At 51.7% G+C, this 2,797-nt stretch carries 3 protein-coding genes; all 3 read left to right on the forward strand.

The features are described from left to right. Positions 1-424, forward strand: a 424-nt coding sequence (gene rpsG / locus ACETPC_RS17120; protein WP_380183403.1) for a 30S ribosomal protein S7, incomplete at its 5' end; no start/stop codon positions are given. Between the two features lie 87 nt (positions 425-511). Beyond that, positions 512-2,626 (forward strand): elongation factor G, encoded by a 2,115-nt coding sequence (gene fusA / locus ACETPC_RS17125; protein WP_380183405.1) that lies wholly within the window; start codon positions 512-514, stop codon positions 2,624-2,626. Between the two features lie 70 nt (positions 2,627-2,696). Continuing rightward, a partial coding sequence (locus ACETPC_RS17130) for a GTP-binding protein (RefSeq protein WP_380183413.1) occupies positions 2,697-2,797 on the forward strand: 101 nt, incomplete at its 3' end.

A 2,797-nucleotide genomic window follows, 5' to 3' on the forward strand; every position in this document is an offset into this window, starting at 1 on the left:
TAAGTTCGGATCAGAGCTGCTGGCCAAATTTGTAAATATCCTGATGGTAGATGGTAAAAAATCTACCGCCGAATCTATCGTTTATACTGCACTTGAGACCCTGGCTCAGCGTGCTGGTAAAGGCGAACTGGAAGCATTCGAAGTAGCCCTGGACAACGTCCGCCCAACCGTGGAAGTAAAATCCCGCCGCGTTGGTGGTTCTACTTATCAGGTACCAGTTGAAGTCCGTCCGGTTCGTCGTAATGCTCTGGCAATGCGTTGGATCGTTGAAGCTGCTCGTAAACGCGGTGATAAATCAATGGCTCTGCGCCTGGCGAACGAACTTTCTGATGCTGCGGAAAACAAAGGTACCGCAGTGAAGAAACGTGAAGACGTTCACCGTATGGCCGAAGCCAACAAGGCGTTCGCACACTACCGCTGGTAACAGCTCAGTAGTTGTTATTAACCCAGCGGGCGTTCAGTTGACCCCGCTGGGATTTAACTTTGAACGTCCTAGAATCAGAGGAATCAAATGGCTCGTACAACACCCATTACACGCTACCGTAACATTGGTATCAGTGCACACATCGACGCCGGTAAGACGACCACTACCGAACGTATTCTGTTCTACACCGGTGTAAACCATAAAATCGGTGAAGTTCATGATGGCGCAGCCACTATGGACTGGATGGCGCAGGAGCAGGAGCGTGGTATTACCATTACCTCCGCAGCGACTACCGCTTTCTGGTCAGGTATGGCTAAGCAGTTCGAGCCGCACCGCGTTAACATCATCGACACTCCGGGACACGTTGACTTCACCATCGAAGTAGAACGTTCCATGCGTGTTCTTGACGGCGCAGTAATGGTTTACTGTGCAGTTGGTGGTGTTCAGCCACAGTCTGAGACCGTATGGCGTCAGGCGAACAAATATAAAGTTCCACGCATCGCGTTCGTTAACAAAATGGACCGTATGGGTGCTAACTTCCTGAAAGTAGTTGGCCAGATTGAAAGCCGTCTGGGCGCAACTCCGGTTCCTCTGCAGCTGGCTATCGGCGCGGAAGAGCACTTCACCGGCGTTGTTGACCTGATCAAGATGAAAGCGATCAACTGGAACGACGCAGACGCAGGCGTGACCTTCGATTACGAAGAGATCCCAGCTGATATGCAGGAGCTGGCTGAAGAATGGCGCCAGAAACTGGTTGAAGCCGCGGCTGAAGGTTCTGACGAGCTGATGGAGAAATTCTTTGGCGGCGAAGAGCTGACCGAAGAAGAGATCAAAACTTCTCTGCGTAAGCGCGTACTGAACAACGAAATCATCCTGGTTACCTGTGGTTCTGCATTTAAGAACAAAGGTGTTCAGGCAATGCTGGATGCCGTGATCGAATATCTGCCGTCACCAACTGACGTAACAGCGATCAACGGTATGCTGGACGACGGTAAAGATACGCCAGCAGTTCGTCATTCTGACGACAACGAGCCGTTTGCTGCGCTGGCGTTTAAAATCGCTACCGACCCGTTTGTTGGTAACCTGACCTTCTTCCGCGTTTACTCTGGTATCGTTAACTCTGGCGACACCGTGTACAACCCGGTTAAATCTCAGCGCGAGCGTCTGGGCCGTATCGTACAGATGCACGCCAACAAGCGTGAAGAGATCAAAGAAGTTCGCGCAGGCGACATCGCTGCGGCTATCGGTCTGAAAGACGTGACCACTGGTGACACCCTGTGTGACCCGGATAACGTCATCATTCTGGAGCGTATGGAATTCCCTGAGCCGGTAATCTCCATCGCCGTAGAGCCAAAAACCAAAGCCGACCAGGAAAAAATGGGTCTGGCGCTGGGTCGTCTGGCGAAAGAAGACCCGTCATTCCGCGTATGGACTGACGAAGAGTCTAACCAGACCATTATCGCAGGTATGGGCGAGCTGCACCTCGACATCATCGTTGACCGCATGAAGCGTGAATTCAACGTTGAAGCGAACGTCGGTAAACCTCAGGTTGCTTACCGCGAAGCGATTCGCACTAAAGTTACCGATATCGAAGGTAAACATGCCAAGCAGTCTGGTGGTCGTGGTCAGTACGGTCATGTTGTTATCGACATGTACCCACTGGAGCCGGGTTCAAACCCGAAAGGCTACGAATTTATCAACGACATCAAAGGTGGTGTGATTCCTGGCGAATACATCCCTGCGGTTGATAAAGGTATCCAGGAACAGCTGAAAGCTGGCCCACTGGCTGGTTATCCGGTTGTTGACATGGGTATCCGTCTGCACTTTGGTTCTTACCATGACGTTGACTCCTCTGAGCTGGCGTTTAAACTGGCGGCGTCTATCGCCTTTAAAGATGGCTTTAAGAAAGCGACCCCGGTCCTGCTTGAGCCAATCATGAAGGTTGAAGTTGAAACGCCTGAAGAGAACACTGGTGACGTTATCGGTGACCTGAGCCGTCGTCGTGGTACGCTGCGCGGTCAGGAATCCAACGTGACTGGCGTTGTGATCCACGCGGAAGTGCCGCTGTCCGAAATGTTCGGTTACGCGACGCAGCTGCGTTCAATCACCAAAGGCCGTGCATCTTACTCCATGGAATTCCTGAAGTATGATGACGCGCCGAACAACGTCGCTCAGGCTGTTATTGAAGCCCGTGGTAAATAATCGGGTTTAACCAATTGATCCCGTGCTCTCCTTACCACAAGGGAGAGCACAGAAAGTAAGGAATATCGCCGTGGCTAAAGAAAAATTTGAACGCTCCAAACCGCACGTCAACGTTGGTACTATCGGCCACGTTGACCACGGTAAAACTACCCTGACTGCTGCTATCACCAC

It is taken from the genome of Pantoea sp. sgz302252 (assembly GCF_042610525.1).
Lineage (GTDB): Bacteria > Pseudomonadota > Gammaproteobacteria > Enterobacterales > Enterobacteriaceae > Erwinia.